Origin of the sequence: Algoriphagus aquatilis, from assembly GCF_042657405.1 — a bacterium.
GTDB classification, from domain to species: domain Bacteria; phylum Bacteroidota; class Bacteroidia; order Cytophagales; family Cyclobacteriaceae; genus Algoriphagus; species Algoriphagus aquatilis.
In genome coordinates, this window is sequence record NZ_JBHSKS010000002.1 from 1 (window position 1) to 23,809 (window position 23,809).

General features: G+C 44.6%; 24 protein-coding genes. 6 read left to right on the forward strand and 18 right to left on the reverse strand.

Annotation, left to right across the window (positions count from 1 at the left end):
- Positions 1-200: 200 nt before the first annotated feature.
- Positions 201-2,741 carry a M14 metallopeptidase family protein gene (locus ACFPIK_RS02280; protein WP_377911796.1) on the reverse strand — a complete coding sequence of 847 codons (2,541 nt, stop codon included), beginning with the start codon at positions 2,739-2,741 and terminating at the stop codon, positions 201-203.
- 136 nt (positions 2,742-2,877) lie between these two features.
- On the opposite strand from ACFPIK_RS02280, the gene ACFPIK_RS02285 reads away from it, so the two are divergent.
- Together ACFPIK_RS02285 and ACFPIK_RS02290 are read left to right on the forward strand one after the other, a co-directional pair.
- Entirely contained in the window at positions 2,878-3,645 is a 768-nt protein-coding gene (locus tag ACFPIK_RS02285; protein ID WP_377911798.1) for a 3-keto-disaccharide hydrolase, read from the forward strand.
- Positions 3,646-3,844: 199 nt separating this feature from the next.
- Entirely contained in the window at positions 3,845-5,188 is a 1,344-nt protein-coding gene (locus ACFPIK_RS02290; protein WP_377911800.1) for a Gfo/Idh/MocA family protein, read from the forward strand.
- 62 nt (positions 5,189-5,250) lie between these two features.
- Here ACFPIK_RS02290 and ACFPIK_RS02295 read toward each other — a convergent pair whose 3' ends face one another.
- From ACFPIK_RS02295 to ACFPIK_RS02370, 16 genes are all read right to left on the reverse strand, one after another.
- Positions 5,251-6,639: a glycoside hydrolase family 30 protein gene (locus tag ACFPIK_RS02295; protein ID WP_377911802.1), complete on the reverse strand. Its 1,389-nt coding sequence runs from the start codon at positions 6,637-6,639 to the stop codon at positions 5,251-5,253.
- A 63-nt stretch (positions 6,640-6,702) separates the two neighbouring features.
- A complete protein-coding gene (locus tag ACFPIK_RS02300) occupies positions 6,703-7,293 on the reverse strand; it encodes a hypothetical protein (RefSeq protein ID WP_377911804.1) in 591 nt (196 codons plus the stop codon).
- A 126-nt stretch (positions 7,294-7,419) separates the two neighbouring features.
- Entirely contained in the window at positions 7,420-7,989 is a 570-nt protein-coding gene (locus tag ACFPIK_RS02305) for a GNAT family N-acetyltransferase (RefSeq protein ID WP_377911806.1), read from the reverse strand.
- Between the two features lie 257 nt (positions 7,990-8,246).
- A complete protein-coding gene (locus tag ACFPIK_RS02310; protein WP_377911808.1) occupies positions 8,247-9,209 on the reverse strand; it encodes a transketolase family protein in 963 nt (320 codons plus the stop codon).
- Positions 9,210-9,233: 24 nt separating this feature from the next.
- Positions 9,234-10,085, reverse strand: coding sequence for a transketolase (locus ACFPIK_RS02315; RefSeq protein ID WP_377911810.1), 852 nt, complete (start codon positions 10,083-10,085; stop codon positions 9,234-9,236).
- 9 nt (positions 10,086-10,094) lie between these two features.
- Complete coding sequence (bcp, locus tag ACFPIK_RS02320) at positions 10,095-10,544, reverse strand: thioredoxin-dependent thiol peroxidase (protein WP_377911812.1); 450 nt, start codon at positions 10,542-10,544, stop codon at positions 10,095-10,097.
- Positions 10,545-10,574: 30 nt separating this feature from the next.
- Positions 10,575-12,470 (reverse strand): M23 family metallopeptidase, encoded by a 1,896-nt coding sequence (locus ACFPIK_RS02325; RefSeq protein WP_377911814.1) that lies wholly within the window; start codon positions 12,468-12,470, stop codon positions 10,575-10,577.
- On the reverse strand, positions 12,439-13,050 hold the full coding sequence (locus ACFPIK_RS02330; RefSeq protein WP_377911816.1) for a fumarylacetoacetate hydrolase family protein: 612 nt from the start codon (positions 13,048-13,050) through the stop codon (positions 12,439-12,441). The genes ACFPIK_RS02325 and ACFPIK_RS02330 overlap by 32 nt, the downstream gene beginning before the upstream one ends.
- Before the next feature lie 102 nt (positions 13,051-13,152).
- Positions 13,153-13,845: an SGNH/GDSL hydrolase family protein gene (locus tag ACFPIK_RS02335; protein ID WP_377911818.1), complete on the reverse strand. Its 693-nt coding sequence runs from the start codon at positions 13,843-13,845 to the stop codon at positions 13,153-13,155.
- Between the two features lie 80 nt (positions 13,846-13,925).
- The gene (locus tag ACFPIK_RS02340) at positions 13,926-14,963 is read right to left on the reverse strand and encodes a S66 peptidase family protein (RefSeq protein WP_377911820.1); all 1,038 of its coding nucleotides are present in this window, start codon (positions 14,961-14,963) and stop codon (positions 13,926-13,928) included.
- A 282-nt stretch (positions 14,964-15,245) separates the two neighbouring features.
- Positions 15,246-15,833 carry a hypothetical protein gene (locus ACFPIK_RS02345; RefSeq protein ID WP_377911822.1) on the reverse strand — a complete coding sequence of 196 codons (588 nt, stop codon included), beginning with the start codon at positions 15,831-15,833 and terminating at the stop codon, positions 15,246-15,248.
- Positions 15,823-16,329, reverse strand: coding sequence for an RNA polymerase sigma factor (locus ACFPIK_RS02350; RefSeq protein WP_377911824.1), 507 nt, complete (start codon positions 16,327-16,329; stop codon positions 15,823-15,825). Before ACFPIK_RS02350 ends, ACFPIK_RS02345 begins: the two co-directional genes overlap by 11 nt.
- Positions 16,326-17,180, reverse strand: coding sequence for an alpha/beta fold hydrolase (locus ACFPIK_RS02355; RefSeq protein ID WP_377911826.1), 855 nt, complete (start codon positions 17,178-17,180; stop codon positions 16,326-16,328). Before ACFPIK_RS02355 ends, ACFPIK_RS02350 begins: the two co-directional genes overlap by 4 nt.
- A 304-nt stretch (positions 17,181-17,484) precedes the next feature.
- Complete coding sequence (locus ACFPIK_RS02360; RefSeq protein WP_377911828.1) at positions 17,485-18,777, reverse strand: D-alanyl-D-alanine carboxypeptidase/D-alanyl-D-alanine-endopeptidase; 1,293 nt, start codon at positions 18,775-18,777, stop codon at positions 17,485-17,487.
- Between the two features lies 1 nt (position 18,778).
- Complete coding sequence (locus ACFPIK_RS02365) at positions 18,779-19,159, reverse strand: DUF423 domain-containing protein (protein WP_377911830.1); 381 nt, start codon at positions 19,157-19,159, stop codon at positions 18,779-18,781.
- Positions 19,156-19,836, reverse strand: a complete 681-nt coding sequence (locus tag ACFPIK_RS02370; protein ID WP_377911832.1) for a YggS family pyridoxal phosphate-dependent enzyme — start codon at positions 19,834-19,836, stop codon at positions 19,156-19,158. The genes ACFPIK_RS02365 and ACFPIK_RS02370 overlap by 4 nt, the downstream gene beginning before the upstream one ends.
- Positions 19,837-19,896: 60 nt before the next feature.
- Between ACFPIK_RS02370 and ACFPIK_RS02375 the strand changes: the two genes are divergently transcribed.
- The 4 genes from ACFPIK_RS02375 to ACFPIK_RS02390 all read left to right on the forward strand — a co-directional run bounded on the left by ACFPIK_RS02375 (position 19,897) and on the right by ACFPIK_RS02390 (position 22,559).
- Complete coding sequence (locus ACFPIK_RS02375; protein WP_377911834.1) at positions 19,897-20,520, forward strand: LysE family translocator; 624 nt, start codon at positions 19,897-19,899, stop codon at positions 20,518-20,520.
- Between the two features lie 311 nt (positions 20,521-20,831).
- Positions 20,832-21,512 (forward strand): DUF6992 family protein, encoded by a 681-nt coding sequence (locus ACFPIK_RS02380; protein WP_377911836.1) that lies wholly within the window; start codon positions 20,832-20,834, stop codon positions 21,510-21,512.
- 72 nt (positions 21,513-21,584) lie between these two features.
- Positions 21,585-22,118 (forward strand): DUF4136 domain-containing protein, encoded by a 534-nt coding sequence (locus tag ACFPIK_RS02385; RefSeq protein ID WP_377911838.1) that lies wholly within the window; start codon positions 21,585-21,587, stop codon positions 22,116-22,118.
- 99 nt (positions 22,119-22,217) lie between these two features.
- Positions 22,218-22,559 (forward strand): zinc ribbon domain-containing protein YjdM, encoded by a 342-nt coding sequence (locus ACFPIK_RS02390; RefSeq protein WP_377911840.1) that lies wholly within the window; start codon positions 22,218-22,220, stop codon positions 22,557-22,559.
- Positions 22,560-22,655: 96 nt separating this feature from the next.
- On the opposite strand, the gene ald is transcribed toward ACFPIK_RS02390, so the two are convergent.
- Positions 22,656-23,771, reverse strand: a complete 1,116-nt coding sequence (ald, locus tag ACFPIK_RS02395) for an alanine dehydrogenase (RefSeq protein WP_377911842.1) — start codon at positions 23,769-23,771, stop codon at positions 22,656-22,658.
- Between the last annotated feature and the right edge of the window lie 38 nt (positions 23,772-23,809).

The following is a 23,809-nucleotide window of genomic DNA, read 5'->3' on the forward strand; positions in this document are numbered from 1 at the left end:
AGCTGTACTTTAGTCGGATAACCCATATCTAGTCTAATAACTAGATACAATATCCATAAAAAAAGGCCATAACTCCAAATTATGACCTACTTTTTTTCATCGACTAGTAAAGAGCCAAACATCAGGAAATGGCTGTCGAACCTCTGTTCGACAGCCATTTTTTATTCTTCAATCTCTTTTCATCCTCTCATTTTCTCAACCTAATCCATGTTATCCCCATGAAAAATAGCATTCAAAAACAGCTTGTTGGTGCCAAACCAAGCACCTCTGAAATTAGGGCTATCAAAGAAGTGAACAACGCGTCCTTGACCTGCCGAGGAAATGACTACTCCAGCACTCTGTTTTAGTTTATCAAGGTTGCTCGTTGAGATGTAGCCTCCTAAATGAGGATTTGCCGTGTATTTAATCGGAGTCAGGTATTTGTCTGCGGATGGTTTGATGAAAATATCTGTGTTTCGATAGACAGGGAGGTTTTTTCGATGATAGCCATAAGCGATCGGATGAGTCAAGTCCAAATCGGCTAAGTAAATACTTCCTCCTACTTCTTTGGCACCTTCAAAGTCATTGCGGGTATTGAATGGGAGGGAAGCCGGTTCTTTTTCGTCTTTGAGGGTCACTGGTTCTTCTTTGGTAATACATTTTTGATTGAGCCAAAGGGAGGCACTTTTCATGGAGATGATGGTTCCACCACGATTTACCCAATCTTTCAGATTATTGACTTGTCCTTCGGAAAGGGCACTGTAACTGCCGGAAGGAAGAATCAGCGAGTTGTATTGGTGAAGGTTGACTCGGCCAAATTGCTCCATATTCACTTTGGTGATTGGCATACCAAAATGCTGGTCCAGCAGGTTCCAGATTTCTCCCGCTTCATTGGCGTTGATACCTGTACCGACCATCATCAGTACTTTTGGATGTTGCACCGCTGATACCAAATTGGAGCCCAAATCGATGCCACTTAAGTTTAATCCAGTCTGTACTGCGTAGACTTTTTGGGCATTTTTGGCGGCTAATTCTTTGATTTTTACACTGACTTCTGCTGCACTGAGCTTTTGGAAGCCCATCGGAATCATCAAAGTTCCTGCGGGAAAATCCACTTTTCCGTCTTGTGTTTGTGAAGAAAAAGCCCGGTGAACAGACTCGACATGGATTCCTGCTTTTTGGAGTTCAAAGAGCATCTTGGGAGCATAGTAATCTGACCAGTCAATTAGGTAAGCATAAGCTTTTCCTTCAGGAAATGCGAAATAAGGAGCTCTGACTTCTGAGACTTGGCTTCCTGCTTTTGCCGTAGGCGCTGCCGCAAAAGGCATCCCATAAGCTGCTGCCATGGTCCAAGCAGAAGCATCGTAAAACACTGAATCTGCAAACTCTTTCACATATTCAAACATGGTCCGCACCATGCGGTATTGGGGTTGATTGGTAGGTACTACCCAAGACTTTCCTTTTTTGAATGACTGGCCAGAAGCAGTTAAATCGGCTGTGTTTTCAAAGACTTTGATTTTGTGATCGAGAAGAAACTGCACAAAAAGTCTGTTTCTGCTTTCATCAAATTCGTCTCCGAAGACATAATTTTTTGCAGGATCTTTGGCTCCTTCCGCCACCGCAGTTTGAAAAAACTCTCGTAGGTAATCATGCATGTATTCCCGATTATCCAATGCAGCTTCCATGGTGGCGAGCGAGTTTACGACATGGTTTCGGATGGTAAAGGCAAAAGTGATGTCACCTCGCTGACTGCTTTGCACATGGCCTCGGGAGCTGGCAGTTTCAAAAACCAAACCCAACCCGCCATGAATGTCAGGATAAGTCGATCCATATCCCGGATAGCTGTTGTCAAAGACCTCTTTGGTCCAATAGAGACTGCCGATCTGATCCATGTACTTGGCGAAATACTTTGCAAATCGCGGATTGATATCGTCGTAATTCTTTCTCGGTACCACCGGATTTTCTGAGCCATATGGTTTGGTGGGTTCGAAGAAATAGGTGCTGTTGGTGCCCATTTCGTGGAAATCCGTGGTCACGTTAGGATACCATTGATGATACCATTCGACTTTTACCTTGGACTCTGGATGAGCGAGTGGTAACCAGTCGCGGTTTAAGTCAAACCAGTAATGGTTGGTTCGGCCACCCGGCCAAGCTTCGTTGTGCTCTCTATCCAAAGGATCGGCGACAGCCGGAAAACCTTTGTTGGAATTGGCCCAAAGGCTATGTCGGTCACGTCCGTCAGGATTCAGCGTTGGGTCGATGTGAACCACGGTGTTTTCTCTAAGATTATTTGCCAAATCAGACTGTGAAGCCATCAGCCAATAGGCGGTCAGCATGGCTGCTTCTGCAGATGAAGGCTCGTTTCCATGAACTCCATATCCAAGGTGGATGATGGAAGGCATGTCGGCTACAGTTGGTTTTGGCTGAGATGGGTCAGCCAATTGAAGTTGTTTTTGGCGGATTTGCTCCAGATTACCCATGTTTTTGGCTGAGGCAATAATCAGGATGACCTTGGGTCTATGCTCATGAGTGTAACCGATGGTTTGCAGTTTAGCAGTTTCGCTGAGCTGATCGAGTTTTTCGAAGTACTTTACAATCAGGTCGTAGCGCGTGTGCCAGTCTCCGATTGGGTAACCCAAAAACTGAGAAGGTGAGGGGATAGCGGGATCAAATTTTTCTCCGGGGAAATAATATTCCTCCTGGGCAAAGGCTTGTAAACTGAATAAAAAGCCGAAAATCAGTCCGAGTAAAGGTCTGCGCATAGCGGTGGTTTTTTTCAGAAAAGTAGAAAAGTAATAGGGCAATTCCATCAAAAATCCATCAACGGCTTTTCGTTTCACACCTTTTTTCCAGTAATTTATTGGATTAGTGAAGTATCCTAAAATAATCTATTGTACTATGAAAAAATTATTTTCTCTTGCCTTGATGGCAAGCGGTATGATGTTGAGCCAATTGACCCTAGCCCAGCAAAATCCAACCCCACCTCCCATGCCTCCTCAGGCGACGGAATTTTACACGCCTGTTCCTCCTAAAATCACTCCGGGGGCTCAAAACAACCTTCCACCTTCTGATGCAATCGTGCTATTTGACGGAACAAGCCTCAACAACTTTGTTTCTGCAAAAGATGGAAATGCGCCGGCTGAGTGGAAAATCGAAAACGGTGAATTGGTAGTTGTTCGTGGAAAGGGAGATATCCAGTCCAAGCTTCCGTTTGGTGATGCGCAGTACCATGTGGAATGGTCTGCACCTACCGAGATCGTGGGTGAAGGACAAGGCAGAGGCAACTCCGGTTTTTTCCTAATGGGTATGTATGAAGTGCAAATCCTCGACAGCTACGAAAGCAAGACTTACACCAACGGTCAGGCCGGATCTATCTACAAGCAGCATCCGCCTTTGGTTAATCCACTTAGAGCTCCAGGAGAGTGGAATTACTATGATATCATCTTCAAAGCTCCACGTTTTGACAAAAATGGCATGGTAACTTCTCCTGCTACAGTGACTGTCTTGATCAATGGGGTAGTGGTGCAAAACAATGTAATTCTAAAAGGTCCAACTGAATACATCGGAATCCCTAACTACAAGGCTCATGCTGAGGCGTTGCCGATTAAGCTGCAAGACCATGGCAATCCGGTGAGATTTAGAAATATTTGGGTGAGACCGTTGTGATTTATGAATGAAGATTCTTAAAATTTACGATTTTCTAATGACGATTTACGACATATAAATTAGAGTTATGCACCAATTTGGATTCAATCCATTAATTGTCGAATTGTGCAAAAGGGATTGAAACTTCTCAGAATCTCGTAATTCGTAAATCTGAAATCGTGAATATCTCAATAACAAATAACTCAATAACCTAAAAACCATGACTTCAAGAAGAAAATTTATACAAAACACCATGCTGCTAGGAGCCGGTTTGAGTATGCCATCGGTTCTCACTGCGGCTGATTTTGGTCGATTCACAAGGACAATTGGTCCAAATGACCAGATCAACTACGGCTTAATCGGTTGTAAAGGAATGGGCTGGTCCAATATGAATGCCCACCTGAAAATCCCTCAAGTCAATTGTGTGGCAATCTGTGACATCGATCAGAGTGTGCTCGATCAGCGAAGCGAGGATGTATTCAAGTTCCGTGGCACCCGTCCCAAGCAATACAAAGACTATCGTAAAATGCTCGAGGACAAGGATATCGATGTAGTGATCGTTGGTACTCCGGACCATTGGCATTGCCTGAACATGGTAGATGCAGTATCTGCTGGAAAGCATGTCTACGTAGAAAAACCGATAGCCAATACCATTGAAGAATGCCAAATCATGGTCAAAGCCCAAGAACGCTACGGCAAAATTGTCCAGGTTGGACAGTGGCAACGGTCTGGTTCGCAATATGATCAGGCTATTCAATATGTAAAGTCTGGAAAACTGGGACAGATCCGTCTGGTGAAATGCTGGGCATATCAAGGTTGGATGAAACCGGTACCTGTAGTAGCCAATGGTCCTGTTCCGGCTGGAGTGGATTACAACATGTGGCTGGGTCCTGCTCCGAAAAGAGAATTCAATGCCAATCGATTCCATTTCAATTTTCGTTGGTTTTGGGATTATGCGGGCGGATTGATGACGGATTGGGGAGTTCATGAGATCGACATTGCACTCTATGCTATGGGTGTAAGTGCTCCTAAATCAGTGATGGCTTCAGGTGGGAAATTTGCTTATCCAGATGATGCTTCTGAGACGCCTGATACTCTTCAGACTGTGTATGAATACGACGGATTTAATATGCTATGGGAGCATGCTACAGGTATCGACGGAGGAAACTACGGCACCACAGAAGGAATTGCGTTTGTTGGAAACAATGCGACCTTGGTCGTTAATCGTGGTGGTTGGAAAGTAATCCCGGAAACCGAAAACGTAGACGGTCAGCGAAAGCCAAAGGTAGAAGAAGTACCCCATACCCGACCTGCAGGACCTAGTGCTTTAGACCTTCATGCGGTCAATTTTGTAGAGGCCATGACCGCTAACGATCCCAAGTTGCTTAAGTGCGCTATTCAGACCGGGTCAGTTGCCGCGATCAATGCCCAAATGGGAAATATTGCTTACAAGACAGGCAAGAAAGTGTACTGGGATGCTGCCAAAAATCAATTTACTGATGCAGATGCCAACCAATTAATGAAAGCCAATTACCACAATGGCTGGCAGGTGCCAAAAGTGTAAATAGGAAGTACGAAATTAAAACTGCAAACCCTCCGGAAAGATTCTGGAGGGTTTTTCATTGCTTACCAAACCCAAGTTCCGGTAGCTCCGGGACTTAAGGAGCCGTAAATGAATTTTTCATTTTCCTGAATTTTGAAATGAATTGGCTGGGAAGAATCATTCAAAGCAATGAGGACTTTTTTGCCGTCAGGGCGGATGAAAGCTACATTTGGAAGGCCTTCAGCAACACTTGAGTCGATCCTAAATGATCCCGGATCCACAAATTTGCTGGCATGGGCAATCACGAAGTATGCAGGATTACGCGCAATAAAGTCTCCATCAATGGTAACTGCGCCAAGACATTTTTCACATCCACCTCGATCGGTGTGAGGGGTAAGTTCGGGATTCGAGCTGAGGTTCCATTCCAAAACAGATTTGGCCCAGTTGCGGGGAGCGCCGATCAATAGATTTTTCACGTGCCAAGGGATGTCTCCCTCCAAGCTTCCAGGAGCGCCAACCCATTGCTCGGTAAAATAAATGTTCTTGTCAGGAAAAGCCTGATGAACTTCAGAAAGCGCATCAATTTGTCCTCCATACAAGTGAAAAGCCGATCCATCAATAAATGGATTAGCAATTGAATCGCTCAGGACAGTAATGGGATAGTCTGGACGGTCGGCATTGTGGTCATAGACCAGAATCTTGGTAGTGATTCCTGATGCCTGAAATGCTGGCCCGAGGTGTCTTCCAATAAATCGGGCTTGCTGTTCAGGATGCATCAGGAGGGATGGGTTGTTTCCTGGATGTAAGGGTTCATTTTGAATGGTCAAAGCCTCGATCGAGAAACCCAACTTCTCCATTTCCTGGATGTACTTCACCAGATATTGGGCGTAAGCAGGTTCAAATTCCTCCAATAGTGATCCCCCCCGAGAGTCTTTGTTGTCCTTCATCCACTTGGGAGGAGACCAAGGTGAAGCCATCAGTTTGATAGTGGGGTTTATTTCCAGGATTTGCTTTAAGACCGGAATGACATCCAAGGTATCGTAACTAAGGTTGAAGTTTTTCAACTCGGGATCTGTAGCCAATGAATCCTTCAGGTCATTGTAGGAAAAAGGAAACTCATTTAGGTCGGAAGCTGCCACAGGAAGCCTTAGGTAAGACACCCGTATGTCTTTTTCTCCATTTCCAAATAATTCCTTAAGCAAAGCGGATCGGGCAGAATCACTCATGGCCAAAAGATGTTTGGCCGATCCCTGACTCAAGGTAAAACCAAATCCATCCATGGTTTGGTAGGTGGTTTCTGGATCAACCACGATGGTTTCAAGCGAATCTTTAGGACTTTGCACTTCCTTCACCATTTCAAAGAGAATGCCTCCTCTAGGATCCGTAAGCCAGAATTCCTGTATTGGAGTAGGTTTGCTACAGGATATGAAAACTGAAAAAAGTAGAGAAAGGGAGAGGTATTTGTAACTCATCGGATGAATAGATAAGGTCGTAAGAGAGACTTTTTTGAAGTCAGGTAAAGTTAACAAGAAGCTTTAATTCCAGCCCTGCTCCAATCTTTTTAAGATTTCTTCCGGAAAGATAAGTTTGGTGATTGGATCCGTCGGTTTGTATTCTCCAAAATACCATTGCTCCGAGTTGAGCAGCGAAGAGGCAATCAGTGTGCTTTTTGCCCTGATCGTAAAGCTCATCCGCTCTCTATCAAAAGAAATATCCTGACCGCCGTAGACAACTTCAAAACCGGTTGATATTGATTTCAACATGTCAGGATCTTGGTATCTGCTTGGATTTAGGTCAACGATTAGGGTGATTTTATAGTCTACAGGCACGTAGGTAGTATCTCTCCATTCTACCCCTTTTCTGATTTTCAGAATTTCCATTTCCGTGAAATTCATTTCCATTCCGGCATCCGATTCCATTTGGGAATAGAGTTGGACCATTTGTTCCTTTGCGGTAAAACTGAAAACCTTGGGATTGATCATTTCTATGACTGCCTTCCAGTCCTTGTTTTGGGTGGCTTGAAAATACATCTCCAGTCTAGATTCCACTGCGCTGTATTCCTGTTGACAACGTGCCTGAAAGCAAGTCAAAAAAACTAAATAAGAAAATAGGAGGATCTTTTTCATGAAGGCTATTTGAAGAAAATGTACGCTAAAAACCGGGAACTTTGCTAAACAAAAGAAATACACATTTGGAAGCCTAATTATGCTCCTGAAAGGATTTCAATACACCCTGAAAAATTAGCATTTAAATTACTTTTTTGGATAGGGGTCATGGATGATCTCTTTCTTCCAAATCTCAATACCCCGGTACTCCGGGAAAATGTGATCAAAGTCTAAAACGTAATGAAACACTTTTTCGAAACCGCATTTTTCATAAAAACGCTTGGCTTTAGGTTGACATTCCATGACTTCCAACCAAATAGTGTCTAGGTTATTTTCTTTTGCCACTGCTTCACAATGAGACATAAGCAGCCGAGCAATACCTTTTCCATGAACTTTAGGATGAAGGTAGAAACGGTGGATTTTCATCGCATTGGGAAGGTCGATTTCCCTGGGAGAAAAAGGAAAGTCAAACTTCAAAATTCCCATTTTTTCACCTCCCAATTCCACAAAAAAGTAATGAGTAGTTTCCCTGGAAAGCTCCTTGAAGACCGTCTCGGGTTTATAGATCAACTCCACATACCAATCGCCTCCATCATCCCAAATGTACCGATAGCTTGCTCGGTAAACTTCGTCCATGAGTCTGTACAGGAGAGGCTGGTCTTCTGGCTGAATCGGATGTAGCTGTAGGTCTAAGGTTGAATTCAAGATAATCTTCATGGCCTGAAATTAGGAATTGAAGGGGGATTTCTTGCTTGCTGTTTTGCTTTTTGAGGGGAGAGACCTTTGGGGTTTTCAAGAATCCCGAAGGGATGAGATTCATAGGGCAACCTTTGAGATTTTTGAAAATCTCAAAAGTTGCCTTAGCCGTTGTCTCGCTTTTCCGAACGCAGGACTGGTTGAAATAAAAAATCCTGCTTCTGGAGAAGCAGGATAATATAAGTTCCAAACCTTAGAGGTTTGGAAAACCTCAAAGGTTATTTCCTCGCCAAAGCTCTTTTCGCGGCCTTCACGATATTTTCAGCATTCAGGCCATATTTTTCAAGCAGTTGAGTTGGGGTACCGGATTCGCCGAAGCTATCATTTACGCCCACATACTCAAGCGGAGCAGGATTGTGTCGGATCAGAGTTTGTGCAATGCTGTCTCCCAAGCCACCATTGATCTGATGCTCTTCGGCAGAAACGGCGCAACCTGTCTTTTTCACGGATTCCAAGATTGCCTCTTCGTCCAAAGGTTTGATCGTGTGGATGTTGATGACTTCCGCATGGATGCCTTCTTCGCGAAGCATGGCTTCTGCCACTACGGCTTCCCATACGAGGTGCCCGGTAGCGAAAATGGTCACATCCTTGCCATCGATCATTTTCCAAGCCTTTCCGATTTCGAATTTCTGATCAGCAGGCGTGAAGATCGGCCAGCTAGGTCGACCAAATCTTAGGTACACTGGACCTTCGTACTCAGCTATCGCCAAAGTGGCTGCCTTGGTTTGATTGTAGTCGCAAGGGTTGATGACTGTCATGTGTGGGAGCATTTTCATCATGCCCAAGTCTTCCAAGATCTGATGCGTTGCGCCGTCTTCTCCAAGGGTCAAACCCGCATGGGAAGCACAGATTTTCACGTTTTTGTCGGAATAGGCGACCGATTGACGGATTTGGTCATAGACTCTGCCGGTGGCAAAGTTGGCAAAAGTGCCTGCAAAAGGGATTTTACCTCCGATGGCCATACCAGCTGCCAAACCAATCATATTGGCTTCTGCAATCCCGGTCTGGAAAAAGCGATCAGGGAATTCCTTTTGGAAATCGCCCATTTTCAAGGAGCCAATCAAGTCAGCACAAAGGCCAACCACATTCGGATTTTTTCTTCCTGCCTCGAGGAAACCGTCACCGAAACCGGAACGGGTGTCTTTTTTTTCTGTATAAGTAAATTTTAAGTCTAAGCTCATCTTCGTGTCTTTTGGGATGGGAAATCAATAATCACCGAGTGTCTCTTCCAATTGACCCAAAGCCTTGGCCAATTGCTCGTCGTTTGGAGGGGAACCATGCCACTTGTGCGTGCCGACCATGAAGTCTACGCCGTAGCCCATTTCGGTGTAGAGCAAGTTCATTACCGGCTTTCCTTTACCGGTCAATGATTTCGCCGATTCCAAACCTTCGATCACTGATTTCAGGTCGTTTCCGTTTTTCGTCTCGATAACTTCCCAGCCAAAAGCTTCCCATTTGGCTTTCAGATTTTTTAGGTCCATCACTTTGGTCGTCGGACCATCGATCTGCTGACCATTGTAATCTACCGTGGCAATCAAATTGTCCATTCCATAATGAGCTGCATACATGGCAGCTTCCCATACTTGACCTTCCTGTAACTCTCCGTCACCCATCAAAAGGTACACAAGCTTGTCATCTCCATTGAGTTTTTTGGCTTGAGCTACTCCCAAGGCTACAGAAAGACCTTGACCCAACGAACCGGAAGCTACCCGAATACCCGGTAGGTGCTCATGGGTAGCAGGGTGACCTTGAAGTCTGGAGTTGAGCTTACGGAAGGTTTTCAATTCTTCTACAGGAAAATAGCCACTGCGTGCCAGGACTGAATACCAGCCAGCTGAGAGGTGTCCATTGGAAAGGAAGAAAAGGTCTTCTCCTTTACCATCCATGTTGAAGTCAGGGTTGTGGTGAAGCTGGTCAAAGTACAGCGCGACGAAAAATTCAGCACAGCCCAGCGGTGCGCCCGGATGACCGGACTGAACGGCATGGACCATTCTCAGCACATCTCTTCGCAGCTGTGTGCAGATGTTTTGGAGTTCTTCAATTGATTGTTTTTTCATTAGCTAGGTTTACTTAAGGATTTGAGCAGTATGGTTTTTGGTGTCGACTTTCTCGATCACCTCTGCAATTTTCCCTTCCTCATCGATTACAAAAGTGGTTCTGGCTGTACCCATGTACTTACGGCCATACATGGATTTTTCTACCCAGGTACCGTAAGCCTCGTGCACCTTTAGATCTGTATCTGCGATCAAGGGAAAGGGGAGAGATTGCTTTTCTATAAATTTCTTGTGTGATTTTTCATCATCTGAGCTTATTCCGAGGACCACATAGCCGGCACTAAGCAAGGCATCGTAATTGTCTCTCAGGTTGCAAGCTTGGGCAGTACAGCCCGGAGTGGCGTCTTTTGGATAAAAGTAAAGCACCACCTTTTTACCTCTGTAATCGGATAGCTTGATAGTCGCTCCGGTTTCAATTTTTGCTTCGAATTCAGGTGCCAATTGGCCTACTTCTAGTGACATGTTGTTGTTGATTTTAGAATGGAACAAGATTTAACTGATGGTACCCCGCCACTCGGCCACATTACCGGCCATGTCGGTTACCTTGAGTAAAACTGAACCTTTGAGCGGTTGTTCATTCAATGTTTCGGACCAAATTACCGCCTGCTTGTGCTCGTATCGCATCAAGACCCATTCACCGTTGATAAAAGCTTCAAAACTCTTGATGCCTGATAGGTTGTCTTTGATCGTAAATCTCATGCCTTGGGCATTGACCCGGATCGGAGCGATGGTCGGTTTTACATTGTCCTCAGCCAAAACAAAACTACCAAAATTTCTGGTTTTGAAGCGGATTTGACCTTCTATCCATTCACCACCCACAAAACTTCTGGCTCCATTTCCAGCCCGTTGGTACACGTGGGTTTTACTTTTATCCCCTAGATACCCATTCACATTCCAAGTGACTTCGATCGGATTCCAAAGGTATTCGGTAGGTTCCTGTAGCCTCAAAACCGGCGCACTTGCAGGTCCGGAATGGGAAACTCTCAAGTAAAGATCTTCCAAAAGACTGTTTTCTTCAGTTCGAATTCTCAGCTTATCTTTTGCGTGAAGATGTTCTTTTCCTACCGGAAAATGACCGATAATCTCAGGAATGTAAATTTCTGAACAAAGGTCAATCTTGCTTGGGATACCAAATCTCAAGTCCCAGAGGTAGGTTCGACTTTGGGTATCCTGATAGGCAGGCAAAATCTCATAGATCTGATTTCCAATAAAATACTGCGCTAATCCTCCTTTATCGCTCTGCTTGACTTTGATCTTCATGATGTTTTTGAAGAACGTCACCTGAGGAGATACCGGTGCACCACCGTCCGCTAGGGTAGAATCCAGATCTGCTCCGGTCAGCGTGAGATTGACTAATCTCGAATTGCTGTAGGCATCGAGGAGACGAATCTGCACATTTTTTTTCTGACCTGCTTCCACCTGAAAAGCACCTGTCCCAGGAGTATTGGGAGTAAAGAAATCGAATTTCAGATCAGGCTGGTGGTAAAGTCGGGTGAAACGGTTTTGATGGGTATGCAGCAGGAAATGTCGGGTGAAATTGAAATCCACTTTATTTACATGAAGGGTGTAGAGCAGCCCTTTTTCATCGGAGATTTCAAATTTTGGAAAGCCATTTTGATTTTCAGCTCCATCGAGCTTGTCATAGCTTTGGATTTCCAGCCCAACTTTTCCAGTTACGCGGATCGTTTCCGGGATGCGGTAACTTGCCCCGCTGAGTACGGGAGTGAGCTCGATCCGTTGAAATTTGCCATTCACCCGACTGTCGATTTCCAAGGGGACAATAGCGATTTTCTGTGGAGTAGGAGGGATGTTGTCCAGTATCTCTGAAAAGCCGGCCAAAAGTGGATCCATAGCTCTGTCCAAACTGTCGCGGATTTCAAAGTGAAGGTGAGGTCCACCCGAGCTCCCGGTATTGCCACCATTGGCGATCAATTCCCCTTTTTTAACCGGTAGTTCGCCTTTCTCAGGATATAATTCAAGTTCATTCAGTTTTGCCTCGTACATTTTTTTCTTCATCCAAGCATGGATCTTGGGATTGAAGTTTCTGAGATGCCCATATAGGGTGATATGTCCGCTCGGATGCTTGAGGTAAATCACATTTCCATAGCCGAAAGATGAGATTTTGATCCGATGCACCCAGCCATCAGCCACAGCATAGATGGGTTCCCCCTCGACTCCTCCAAATTTGTAATCCAAACCCGTATGGAAGTGGTTGGGACGGAGTTCGGAAAAGTTGCCGGAAAGGTAATTTCTAGCCCCAGGTTTTACAGGTGAGCGGAAATAGCCTTTTTGGATCTCCTGGGCGGAAATTTCAGATAAAAAGAAAAGACTAAAAAGGAGGAAAATCGAGCTTAGCTTATTTGACTTCAAAATCGAGCATTTTTTCATTTCCGATAAAACCTGTTAGGTGATCTCCGATTTTTACGGGACCAACGCCCGCCGGTGTTCCGGTATAAATCAGATCGCCTTTTTTCAAGGTGAAAAATTGGGAAACGTATGCGATAATGGTCGCAAAGTCAAACAGCATCAGGCTGGTATTTCCCTTTTGCTTGAGTTCGCCGTTGATTTCTAAGTGGAAGTCAATGTCTTTCAGGTCTGCAAAAGCAGTCACAGGCTTGAAATCACCGATCGGTGCAGAACCGTTGAATGCCTTGGCAATTTCCCAAGGAAGACCTTTCGCCTTGCATTGGTCTTGGAGATCGCGCGCAGTAAAGTCGATGCCTAGACCAATTTCATCAAAGTATCGGTGGGCAAATTGAGGTTGGATGTACTTTCCTTCTTTGCTGATTTTCAGGACAAGCTCGACCTCGTGGTGGATATTTTCGGAGAAATCCGGGTGAAAAAACGGAGCGCCGCCTTTCAACAAAGCGGTATCTGGCTTGAGGAATACGACTGGTTTTCCGGGTTTTTCGTTTTTGAGTTCTTCAATATGTGCGGCGTAGTTACGGCCGATGCAGATGATTTTCATAGGTTACTTATCAAAGAATGAAAAAGGTGTTCATTAGCCTTTGCGCTGTGAAAATAAGCATTCCAAACTTAGAATTGGTTCTGTCTATATAATTGAAGTAGATCAAAACTCAATTTTTTTCACTTCCTCAATAAGCTTCTCTGTCCATCGGGTATATACCAAACCTGAAGGGTGAAGCCTGTCTTCCGCCATCATTTCCGGCTGACCACCAATGACTCTGTATTCTTGAGTAATATCTATGAATGTGACTTTGTACTTGTCGCAGATGGCTTTTTTGGCAGCGTTGTAGGCATCGATTTCTGCCCCTACTTTCTTTTGATCGGTGTTGCGTGCTTTTGCAAATCCTGTCACAGCCCAATCGGGAATGGAGAGTACGATGACGCGATCATTCTTCCCACGGGCAAAACCAATCGCTCGCTTGAGCATTGCCTCAAAGTCTTTTTCGTAATCCGCAACCGGTCTTCCTCGGTATTGATTATTGACTCCGATGAGTAGCGTGACCAGGTCGTATCCTTTCGCAGAAGGTTGTCTTTCAGTGATTCCGGCGTCCAATTCATCGACGGTCCAGCCGGTCTTCGCGATAATTGTGGCCGGAAAAAATAACTGACCACCTATCGCGTTCATTCGGTCGACGAGCTGATTGGGATAGCGGTCCTTTTCATCCACACCTTCTCCGATGGTGTAGCTATCGCCTAGTGCGAGGTAATTGATTGTCTTTACAGGCATGGGTTCTTTAGGATTGCAAAGGGTAACCAAAAATAGGGAAGAGACAAATGAGATTAGGGAAATGAGCATCTTTCAATAAATAGGGTTCAGTATGCAGATAGAGTTTCTATACAAATTGTTTCAAAAAACTCATGATCCAGCCAGTAATTTTATCCAAATATGGGTTCGAGCATCACGAAGGTTCCGGTATCTGCATTCATACTCACTTTTGCCCCGACAGGTACGATAAACTGACGTGGAATGTGTCCGATCATGGCCCCGATGTAGGCCGGAATTCCCAAAGGAAGAACATATTGGTCCATGATCTGATCGATGGTAAATGCACCATAGCCACCTCCCGGTTTGCAATCCGAACACTGACCAAAAATGAACCCCTTGATCTTAGACAAAGTACCATTCAATTGCAGGGTGCTCATCATTCGATCGATACGGTAAGGATCTTCTCCCACATCTTCAATAAATAAAATAGCGTCTTGAAAATCAGGATAATAAGGAGTACCTGATAAAGCACTTAACACGGTTAGATTTCCACCCAAAATCCTACCTGAGGCTGTTCCGCTTTTCAGAGTTTGAATACGGTTTCCTTTGGCTACCAAGTCATCGCCTTTGGTCACTTCATTCTGGAAAGTCATCAGTTTTTTCTCGAAAAACAGTTGCTGAAACTGCTTGACATGGAAGCTATTCCAACTGCCCGAACCGTTGGGACCATGAAAAGTGGTCAGGCCCGTCTGACTCTGAATGGCGCAGTGCAGAGCCGTAATGTCCGAATAGCCCATCAGGGGCTTTGGGTTTTTGCGGATGGTTTCGTAATCAAGCATCGGAAGGATTCTCGCTGCACCCGAACCGCCGCGCAGGCAGATGACCGCTTTTACTTCCGGGTCTGCAAACATGGCATTTAGATCTCCCGCCCGTTCTTCATCTGTTCCTGCAAGATGGCCAAACCGATTTTTGAAGTTTTCTCCCACTTTTACCTTAAATCCGAGTGCCTCCATCGCTTCTTTCGCATAGGTAAATTCCATGCGGTCGGCTGTGGCGGCTGAGGGAGAAATAATTCCTACCGTATCTCCTTTTTGAATGGCCTTGGGAAAAAGAGTGGCAGCAGGAGAATTACTTTTAAAATCAAAGCCTAGCAAGGATGCCGAAGCGGTGGCAAGGCCGAAAGATTTGAGAAAGGCGCGTTTGTTCATAGAATTCAAATTGGAATTGAAATTACTTTCTTTTCCAACTAAAAGAAAAACCCTGCCAAAATGCATCGGCTGGTACCTTTAAATTTGAAATAGATCTTGGTAAGAACTGGGATTCTCTAGTTTACTGGGTTTTTACTAACTATTAAGGAAATTGAGAGAATTAAGGACTTTAACATGAGGATATTTTTTAAAATTTCATTTCTTGGTTCGAAAACCCATCTTTATTGCCTTAATTCTCTTAATGTTTCAAATTCAAATGGTTATAAATGGAATTGGCGCAAATTAGGCCTTCAATTCCAATAGCATTTTTTCTAGCTGTTCCATGATTGGCTTGAGGGTTTGATCATATTTTTTGATCCTCCTGCGGATGCTAATATGCATGACCGCAAACATCATTACGGTAATCCCGAGATGGGTGCCAATTCGGATGGTCGCAGATAAAGGCTCGAGGAGCACGAAATAAGCCACATTGATTGCTACTGCCAACAAGAATGCATAGAAGTACATGTAAATTCCGGCGATTTTGTAGCGTTGCTTCAATTTGGAAAGTTGGGTTTCGATGTAGGCTTTGTTAGAGAAACTCTCTGAATCTTCACTTGGCTTCAGTGCCGAACTGAAGCTCAACCAACCCACCCAAAGCATCGCTGCGGCGATGACCAACAAGCTCAGTAAGATAGCTTTGCTTTCACCCCAAGGCATTACTGTAAAGAGAAAAACCAAAGTGGAAGGAGTGATGATCGCGATAGCTATTCGTTCTTTCCGCTGTTTTTCTTCGGTTTTCTTAAGACCTGCAATGAGCCCTTGGAGGTCAAAATTACTTGCTTTCTGGCTTTGCCAGAGTTGCTGTATGTCGTTGAAGTTAGTTTCCATGAGGATTGAGTTTTTGGGTGAGAGAGGTTTTGATGCGGTTGACTTTCACTGCCACATAGTTTTCGCTGATGCCGCTGATTTCTGAGATGGTTCTGTAAGGAGTGCCTTCCAAGAGCAAAGTGGCTATGATTCGATCCAGCTCGGGCAATTCGGAAATGGCCTGGTAAAGAAGCTGGAGCTGTTTTTCCTGTTCTTGGGAAAAGCTTTCAGGCTCTGCGAGGTCTAGACTTTCCGGTATTTCGGTCTCTTGATCAGCCTTTTTCTTTTCCTTAGTAGAAAACGTAAGTGCCGTGTTGTATGAAATCCGATAGATCCAGGTACTGATGTCGCTTTCACCTTTGAAGCTCTCGAGATGCCTCCAGATTTTGATCAGTATTTCTTGGAAAAGGTCGTTGGCCAGTTCTTTTTCCCTGACAAAACCCAGGCAGAGTCGGTAGATTTTGTCCTTGTGGCGTTGATACAAGGCTTCAAAATCCTGTTCTTTTTGGGTTCTCATCGGAGAAAGGTGCTTAGTTTTTCCATAAACCATTCCGGATTATCCCACATGATGAAGTGGTGGGCAGTCGGTGCCATCTCAATTTGGACGTTTTCCGCCATGCTATACTGATCGGCGAATGATTTTTTCACGCTTTCCTCTGTTAATCCATAGTTCTTTCCCGAGGCCCAAGCGCCCAAGACCAAGATTGGTATCTTTACTTCCGCCAATTCGTCTCTGAAGTCCGTGGTCATCAACTCGTAGAAAGCCTCCGCCGTGGTGCCTCGGTCACTTTGCATGGACCATTCGACAGCGATTGGGAGTTTTTCAGGATTGATCGTCATCATGGGCATGCTCGCCTGCTGCTGGGCGCGGTATTGCTCGGGACTTTGAGAAAGCATCAGTTGCTTCATCTGGGAGGCCATTCCTACCATGTTTTCTTCGGTGGCTGCGGGATTAAAGGCAGCGGAGTAAAAGGGAAAGGAGTCGACGATGATGGATTTTTGGATAGGATCGGGGAGACTCCGGGAGAGCCTGAGCGAGAGAAATCCGCCCAGGCTGTGTCCGATTAGGGTGACTTTTTCTTTTTGAGCTAAAATGTAATCAGTAATGAGTTTTTCCATGGTAGTTAAAAATCCCGAAGGCATTTCTACAGCGGGATTGGTCCCAAATCCGGGAAGGGTGAGTACATGGCATTCGTAGTTTTTGGAAAGTTGGGCCACCGTTTCATCCCAAACTTCGCCGGAAGATGCCAGTCCGGGGATCAGGATGATTTTAGGCCCTTGGCCAGAAACTGTGACTTTAAGTTCTTGCGCATGTGCTTGGGTGAGACTTCCAAAAATGAAGAGGTAAAGAAGAATTAGCTTGTTCATGGTTTTTGCTTGTTTTCTTCTTTAGACTAAAGAGAGGGAGGAACCTTACAGATTCAGATGAAATTTTTCAAAAAGTTTTTATTGGTCTTTGGGAGCTAAGTCAGTATGGATGTTGTCAGGTTGTCGAGTTGTCCTGTTGACCCATTCTCGAGTTTTCCGGTTGTCACGTTGTTGCGTTGTCAGGTTGTCAAAGGCTCAGTGATTATTTGTACGATAGAAAATTTGGCAACCAGATATCTGGACATTATTGTAAAATATAACTCGACAACCCGATAACAAGACAACCTGACAACTCAAAAAAACTCTAAAACCCATCCCGGACAATCACCATCACCTTTTCCACTTCTTTTCTCACGGTAGATGCAGGGTAGGGGAAGTTGGTATTCATAAAGGCGAAAGCATAATTTTTTCCGCTTTTGGTTTTGACTAGACCGACGAGGCTGTAGTTGTTACTCATGCTTCCGGTCTTTGCAAAAATGTAGGGTTCTGCGGCCTGAAAGCTGTTTTTCAGCGTTCCTGTTTTTCCGCCAATGGCTAGGTATTCATTCAGCTCAGCTTCTGGTAGCAGGCGGTAGAGCTTCTCAAAAAGCGTCACCATCGATCTCGGAGTAAATAGATTGTGCCGGCTGAGTCCGCTGCCGTCTACCCATTTGGGTTGGTCCGGAAGGTCGTTGAGGTAGGTTTTGACCATGTACTCAATGGCCCGCTCAGTGTCCAAGGTCTGGAAAAGGCGGTCTGAAATCATGAAAAGCAGCTGTTCCGCCAGGAAATTGTCACTTTCCTGCATCATTTCTTTGAGGATCGGAGTGAGGGCTGAAGCTCTCCAAACAAGATGATCGGAGGGCAAAGGCTCGGGTTTGTAAATCCATCTCTTCCCAGTTTCGGCTTCAGCTAGTTGGACCAAAATCTCCGGAGAACTCAAAAACGGGATAAAGCGCTCTCTACCTACATAGATGGAAGGATTGTAATAGAACCGATTGCTGTGAAAGTCCCGCTCAAGTTCTTTGACACGCTTGGAAGTGGGGACTATCTGATTTTGGAAAAAGGAGGGTAGCAGCTCCAGTTTGGCTCCATTTTTTTGAATCTGAACCAAGTTTCCATAGATCGGAAGGGAACTGCGCTCGGCGGAATAGTCATAGTAATAATCGTCCCATTGCCATCCATAGCCCAAGGCAGGAGAAACCTGATTGGCGTCGGAATACTGAATGACGGAGTGATTGCCAAGAACCTTTTGAAAGTCCGGCTGAGCAAATTCTTTATACTTCCACGTAGGATCGCCGGATCCCCAGATTTTCAAGGTGTCTCCTGCGGAAACATATCGGAGCGTTTGTGTGCTGTCTTGAAGAATCACCAAGGAAGCAAACAGGGTAAATAGTTTGGTGGTAGAAGCTGGAAGAATGCGGATTTGGCTGTTTTTCTCAAATTCCACATGTTGTGAATCCAAATCATATAGCATAAACCCGGTCAAATGTCCGTTGAAAAAGCTCTCGGGTCCCAAAGCTTTTTCTAAAGCGAGGTAGTTTTCCTGCTTGATTTGGGCGGAAAGCTGTTGCTGAACCAGCAGGATCAAAAAAAGAAAAAAGCCTCTTTTGATCATATCAGGCATTTTTCAAAACAGCATAGGCCAAAGCCAACCAACCCAAAATAAACCCAACTCCTCCGATCGGGGTGATGGCACCAAGCCAGGTGATCCCAGTCAGGGAGAGAATGTAAAGCGAACCCGAGAAGATCAAAATTCCTAGAAACATGCCCCAAGCAGCAAGACTCAATCCTTTCCACTCCGGCTTGATCATCGCCAAAATCCCCAATCCCAACAAGCCTAAGGTATGGTAAAAATGGTAGCTGACGGCAGTTTCGAAGGTGTCCAACCGTCCGTATTTAATCAAAATCGGTTCTAAGCCATGGGCTCCAAAAGCACCAAGACCTACAGCTAACGCGCCGGATATCCCGGCAATTGTGAGTATGTTTTTACCAGTCATCCTTGTGAATAGTTTCTTGCTCCAAATATGGCCGAACCGATCCGCACCATCGTACTGCCTTCTTCCTGCGCGATCTGATAATCTCCACTCATGCCCATGGAGAGTTCGGTCATTTTCATAAAGTCAGGTAGATTGCGGCTTTTTAGTTCATCGAAAAGCTGCTTCAATCCACGGAATTCTTGTCGGATTTGTTCCTGATTTTCGGTGAAGGTCGCCATTCCCATCAATCCTTCGATTTTGACATGGGTGAGGTTTGTGAACTCCGCCGAAGTCAGCATTTCCTCCAACTCAGCCCGGTCAAAACCGAATTTGCTTTCCTCCATCGCGATGTGCATCTGAAGCAACACGGGAATCGCCCGATTGATTTTTTTTCCCACTTTGTCGATTTCCTTTAGCAGTTTGAAGGAGTCCACACCATGAATCAGGTGGACAAAGGGAGCGATGTATTTGATCTTGTTGCTTTGCAGGTGGCCGATCATGTGCCAGTGGGTATCCGCAGGCATCTCGGGTTGCTTGGCTTGGATTTCCTGCACTTTATTCTCTCCAAAGTCACGGATGCCAGCTGCGTATGCTTCGCGAAGGTCTTCCAAGGGCTTGGTTTTGCTTACTGCGATAAGGGCACAGTCGGGATTGACGAAAGATTTTTTGACAGATTCAAGATTCGCTTGGATGCTCATGTGGTAAACTTTGCGTGGGGTGGACAAACAAATATAGGTCAGGACAAGCTACTTTTGGAGATGCAAGCTGCGATTTTGGAAGGAATTGGAATGGGCTTATTACTGTCTATGATGGTAGGGCCTGTTTTTTTTATGCTGATCACGACCAGCATGGAACAAGGATTTCGAATCGCCGCTGTATTGGCCTTGGGGATTTTGGTCAGCGACCTGATTTACGTGTTGATTACGTACTTTGGCGTGAGCTTTTTGACCCAATACCCTTTGATAGAAAAGGGCTTGGGTTATGTGGGGGGCTGTATTTTGGTTGGTTTTGGGATCAGTTTTTGGAGGAAAAAAGTCAGCGATCGGCCTAATTCCGGAGGACTGATTTCAGTAAAAGCCAAGAAGCGAACCGCCTTTGCCAAAGGATTTGGAGTAAATGGGGTCAATCCTTTTGTGATGTTGTTTTGGATTTCCATTGCCAGCTTGGTGTCTTCCAAAGCCGAATGGGAATCAGGAGATCGATTTTTTTACTATTTCGGCTTGCTGTTGACCGTGTTTGGAATTGATATAGGAAAAGCCTTTGTGGCAGGAAAACTAGCTCACCTGATGACTCCGAGGCTAAGAGGATTTTTGAATAAAGGCGTAGGAATCCTGATCTGCTATTTTGGGGTGAAGATGATTTGGGATACTTTGAAACTATAGGGTCCGATGTCAGTTGTCTGATGTCCGATGAAGCTGTCAGGCTAAGCACCTGAGAGCCGAGAGTCTCGAAGTCGAAGCACTTGATCTATAAAAGAGGGGAGAACCAAGACGGAAGGTTGGAGAAGAAAGCCTAAACTTTTCCAAAGTTCGAAACTTTGGAAAAGTTTGAACACCACTCTTTTCTACAAACAATAATGAGTTATCGAGCTCTATATTAAAATATCGAACGTCGAAAGTTGAATATCGAATAGCGAAAAAGGCAACCTCGAACCTATGGAAGTTCTGGATGTGTTATCCAAGCCAAATACAAAATGTCGGATATCGAACGTAGAACAACGAACGTAGAACGATTAAAAACCAATCATAAAATTGTAGGTTTAAGAATTATGCAAACACCGACTCAACCTGCTCTTAAATCAGCACTGATTTTATTTTTCTTTTTGGTTTCCATTCCATTGATGGCCCAGGAAATTCCCGCTCTACAAGACTTCAACCAAACAAGGCTCGATTACAACCGAAGTGGAATGCTGATTTTGGGATCTTGGGCTCTCGGAAATATGGTGTGGGGCGGGATAGGAGCGAACCAAAGTACCGGTGAGGTCAAAGCTTTTCATCAAATGAATATGTATTGGAATACAGTAAATCTTGCCATTGCAGGTTTTGGGTACTATCAAGCGACCAAGGAAGTTCCGGGTACTGATTTCTGGGCCACCCTAGAGGCTCAGCAAAGCATAGAGAAAATCCTTCTGGTCAATTCAGCTCTTGATGTAGCTTATATGGCCGGAGGATTTTATTTGAAAGAAAGAGGACTAAGAACCGACAATACCAGATTGGTTGGATTTGGGAAATCGGTGATTTTGCAGGGGGCTTTTTTGATGGCTTTTGATGCGGTGATGTTCGGGTTTCATCAGACTCATGGAAAAGAAATTCCGGGTTTGATACAAAATGTCAGTTTGGGTCTCTCAGGAGTCAATTTTAGATTGAATTTCTAAATAGCAGGTTGATTTTAAACTAATTATTGAATAAATCGTATTTTTAGTCAATTGGTAAATAGACCTTGAAATATGAAGAACTTCTTTCCTTTACTCGCTCTGATTTTTGTTTTAGGTTCCTGCAAGGTTTCCGAAACCGTCACCGTTGATTCCATTGCCAATGCAGAAATGCTGGAAGGATATCAAAACTTTAAACTAGTAGAGGAAGATTATGCAGATAAACGGAATGAACGAATCAAGCTTACCTTTAGGGACAAACTGCTCGAATATGGTTTTGAAGAATCTTCCGAAAATCCTGATTTTTTAATCCAGGGAGTGGTAGTTACCCGCAAATTCATCCAAGAACTTGGGCAGACTTCTTCTATTCCGGGCCCTTTTTACAGTGCAAATAATTCTACTAATAATAGCGGTGGTGGCACTAGTGGTGGTAGGAGTACCTTTGTAGTGAATCGAGGAATGATTGGGAAAGTGATTTTTTTGATTCAGGATGCTAAAACCAATGAAATCGCATGGATGGGTGTCAGCACCGGAGTAATCTATGGAGGTGGTCTGTTAAATCCAGAGGATTTGGATTTTGCACTGCATGAATTGTTGGCCTCGCTTTAAGAATAATTTTTTGCTCACCCGTGCGGTCATTATGGACTTAGCGGAGCTCACTGTAAGGGCAGCCAAAGGTTTGGTATAAATTATTTTTATCTTTGGACTATGGAAAATTTATCACCTTGTCCCAAATGTAAATCTGAGTACACCTATGAGATGGATGGCCAAATGGTCTGTCCTGACTGTGGATTAGAGTGGAACCCCTCTGAAAGTGAAGAAGAAATCGAGACCGGATTGGTCGTGAAAGATTCCAATGGGAATATTCTGGCGGATGGAGATTCGGTAGTCACCATCAAAGATCTTCCTGTAAAGGGTGCGCCAAAACCGATCAAAGCTGGCACTAAAGTGAAAAACATCCGATTGGTGGAAGGAGATCACAATATCGACTGCAAAATCGATGGATTTGGATCGATGGCTTTGAAGTCGGAGTTTGTAAGAAAGGCCTAGGAAACACCTGCCAGGTTTTCAAAACCTAGCAGGTCTAGGCAATAAAAAATCCCACTGAGTCTCTCCAGTGGGATTTTTTATAAAATGGATTAGTAATTAAGCCAAGAAGTTTTCTACCGGAGTGTATGGCATATTAAATGCATCTGCAACCGCTTTGTAAACGATCTCTCCGTTGATCACATTTAGTCCAGGGACTAATTCCGCATTTTGCTGTGCTGCCTTTTTCCAGCCTTTATCTGCAAGTTGGATGGCGTAAGGAAGGGTAGCATTGGTCAAAGCAAGAGTAGAAGTGTATGGTACAGCTCCTGGCATGTTGGCTACGCAATAATGAACGACATCGTCTATTACAAAAGTTGGATTTTCGTGCGTGGTAGGCTTACAGGTCTCGATACACCCTCCTTGATCCACTGCAACGTCTACCAATACTGCACCTTTTTTCATGTCTTTGAGCATGTCTCGGGTGATCAAATGCGGAGCTTTTGCACCCGGAATCAACACGGCACCAACAATCAGGTCGGCATGTTTGATCATTTCGCGGATGTTATATTCGTTGGACATCATGGTTTTCACATTCTTTGGCATGACATCGTCTAGGTATCGCATTCTGGCAAGGGAAACATCCATAATGGTGACATCAGCTCCCATTCCGGCTGCCATCCAAGCTGCTTGTGTACCTACGATTCCACCCCCTAGGATCAACACCTTGGCAGGAAGAACTCCGGGAACTCCTCCAAGAAGGATACCTCTTCCACCCAATGGTTTTTCGAGGTAATTAGCTCCTTTTTGAATCGCCATTCTTCCGGCTACTTCTGACATAGGTACTAGAAGAGGAAGGCTGCGATCCGCTTTTTCAACCGTCTCATAAGCCAAACAAACCGCCTTGCTCGCTACCATCGCCTTGGTAAGTGGCTCATATGATGCAAAGTGAAAATAGGTGAATAAAAGTTGGTTTGCCTTAATCAGTTTGTATTCTGATTCGATTGGCTCTTTCACCTTCATAATCATTTCGGCGATTTCATAGTTCGCTTCGATGGTAGGCAAAATCGTAGCACCTGCTGCCTCATATTCTGAGTCGGCAAAACCACTTCCTACGCCAGCGGTATGCTGTACATATACTGTATGGCCTCTCTTGATCAGTTCTTTGGCACCGGCCGGAGTAAGTGCGACGCGATTTTCATTGTTTTTGATTTCCTTAGGGACACCTATAATCATGGCTAAGTTTATTTGGATTTAAATGATTCGCCGCAAAG

Bases quoted from the DNA above. Each gene is read 5' to 3' on its own strand.
- ACFPIK_RS02295 (WP_377911802.1), bottom strand. From the start codon at position 6,639: ATGAGTTACAAATACCTCTCCCTTTCTCTACTTTTTTCAGTTTTCATA.
- ACFPIK_RS02330 (WP_377911816.1), bottom strand. From the start codon at position 13,050: ATGAAAATCATCTGCATCGGCCGTAACTACGCCGCACATATTGAAGAA.
- ACFPIK_RS02335 (WP_377911818.1), bottom strand. From the start codon at position 13,845: ATGCTCATTTCCCTAATCTCATTTGTCTCTTCCCTATTTTTGGTTACC.
- ACFPIK_RS02380 (WP_377911836.1), top strand. From the start codon at position 20,832: ATGTCGGATATCGAACGTAGAACAACGAACGTAGAACGATTAAAAACC.
- ACFPIK_RS02310 (WP_377911808.1), bottom strand. From the start codon at position 9,209: ATGAGCTTAGACTTAAAATTTACTTATACAGAAAAAAAAGACACCCGT.
- ACFPIK_RS02315 (WP_377911810.1), bottom strand. From the start codon at position 10,085: ATGAAAAAACAATCAATTGAAGAACTCCAAAACATCTGCACACAGCTG.
- ACFPIK_RS02285 (WP_377911798.1), top strand. From the start codon at position 2,878: ATGAAAAAATTATTTTCTCTTGCCTTGATGGCAAGCGGTATGATGTTG.
- ACFPIK_RS02340 (WP_377911820.1), bottom strand. From the start codon at position 14,963: ATGAACAAACGCGCCTTTCTCAAATCTTTCGGCCTTGCCACCGCTTCG.
- ACFPIK_RS02360 (WP_377911828.1), bottom strand. From the start codon at position 18,777: ATGATCAAAAGAGGCTTTTTTCTTTTTTTGATCCTGCTGGTTCAGCAA.
- ald (WP_377911842.1), bottom strand. From the start codon at position 23,771: ATGATTATAGGTGTCCCTAAGGAAATCAAAAACAATGAAAATCGCGTC.
- ACFPIK_RS02375 (WP_377911834.1), top strand. From the start codon at position 19,897: ATGCAAGCTGCGATTTTGGAAGGAATTGGAATGGGCTTATTACTGTCT.
- ACFPIK_RS02350 (WP_377911824.1), bottom strand. From the start codon at position 16,329: ATGAGAACCCAAAAAGAACAGGATTTTGAAGCCTTGTATCAACGCCAC.
- ACFPIK_RS02280 (WP_377911796.1), bottom strand. From the start codon at position 2,741: ATGCGCAGACCTTTACTCGGACTGATTTTCGGCTTTTTATTCAGTTTA.
- ACFPIK_RS02300 (WP_377911804.1), bottom strand. From the start codon at position 7,293: ATGAAAAAGATCCTCCTATTTTCTTATTTAGTTTTTTTGACTTGCTTT.
- ACFPIK_RS02325 (WP_377911814.1), bottom strand. From the start codon at position 12,470: ATGAAAAAATGCTCGATTTTGAAGTCAAATAAGCTAAGCTCGATTTTC.
- ACFPIK_RS02365 (WP_377911830.1), bottom strand. From the start codon at position 19,159: ATGACTGGTAAAAACATACTCACAATTGCCGGGATATCCGGCGCGTTA.
- ACFPIK_RS02290 (WP_377911800.1), top strand. From the start codon at position 3,845: ATGACTTCAAGAAGAAAATTTATACAAAACACCATGCTGCTAGGAGCC.
- ACFPIK_RS02390 (WP_377911840.1), top strand. From the start codon at position 22,218: ATGGAAAATTTATCACCTTGTCCCAAATGTAAATCTGAGTACACCTAT.
- ACFPIK_RS02305 (WP_377911806.1), bottom strand. From the start codon at position 7,989: ATGAAGATTATCTTGAATTCAACCTTAGACCTACAGCTACATCCGATT.
- ACFPIK_RS02385 (WP_377911838.1), top strand. From the start codon at position 21,585: ATGAAGAACTTCTTTCCTTTACTCGCTCTGATTTTTGTTTTAGGTTCC.
- ACFPIK_RS02370 (WP_377911832.1), bottom strand. From the start codon at position 19,836: ATGAGCATCCAAGCGAATCTTGAATCTGTCAAAAAATCTTTCGTCAAT.
- ACFPIK_RS02355 (WP_377911826.1), bottom strand. From the start codon at position 17,180: ATGAACAAGCTAATTCTTCTTTACCTCTTCATTTTTGGAAGTCTCACC.
- bcp (WP_377911812.1), bottom strand. From the start codon at position 10,544: ATGTCACTAGAAGTAGGCCAATTGGCACCTGAATTCGAAGCAAAAATT.
- ACFPIK_RS02345 (WP_377911822.1), bottom strand. From the start codon at position 15,833: ATGGAAACTAACTTCAACGACATACAGCAACTCTGGCAAAGCCAGAAA.